The following is a 731-nucleotide window of genomic DNA, read 5'->3' as shown; positions in this document are numbered from 1 at the left end:
TGATGGTTTCCTGCTTCTGCCCTTCGGATACGTTGATTTTTGCCTGACGCTCGCCTTCGGATTCGGCGACGGTGGCGCGACGTTCACGTTCGGCCCGCATCTGTTTTTCCAGCGCATCTAGAATGGTGGCGGGCAGTTCGATGTCGGCAATTTCGTAGCGCATGACTTTCACGCCCCAGGGTTTGGCCGCTTCGTCCAGCGCCTGCACTACCTGGACGTTGATCGATTCCCGCTCTTCAAAGGTTTTATCCAGATCGATTTTACCCACCACTGAACGCAGGGTGGTTTGCGCCAGCTGGATGCCGGCGTAGCGGTAGTCGCTGATACCATAGCTGGCGAGTTTCGGGTCGATGACTTGCAGGTAGATGACGCCATTGACGACCACCTGGATGTTGTCTTTGGTCACACAGGCCTGGCTGGGGACGTCGATGGCTTCTTCTTTCAGTGTGTGCTGGTAGGACACTTTGTCAATGAAAGGAATCAGGATGTGGAAGCCGGCTTCGAGGGTTTTGGCGTATTTGCCGAGGCGCTCGACGATGAAGGCGGATCGCTGTGGGACGATGCGTACGGTTTTGACGAGGGTGATGATGACCAGCGCGACGATGGCCAGCATGATGATTGTGGGGATATCAAGTTCCATTGGTGGTTCTCCGGGGTTTGATTATGAATTGTGTGTTTATATTGAGTTGGATTGTTTACATCGCGTCCGGCCCTGCAAGGAGGGAACCCTT

General features: G+C 54.6%; 1 protein-coding gene. It reads right to left on the bottom strand.

Annotated elements, in window-relative coordinates:
- Positions 1–640: SPFH domain-containing protein (locus tag B3520_RS01315; RefSeq protein ID WP_286875153.1), on the bottom strand; the 640-nt coding region annotated here is incomplete at its 3' end.
- Positions 641–731: the final 91 nt, after the last annotated feature.

It is taken from the genome of Marinimicrobium sp. UBA4509 (genome assembly GCF_002388575.1).
Classification (GTDB): domain Bacteria; phylum Pseudomonadota; class Gammaproteobacteria; order Pseudomonadales; family Cellvibrionaceae; genus Marinimicrobium; species Marinimicrobium koreense.
This window is presented reverse-complemented; position numbering and strand designations above follow the sequence as displayed.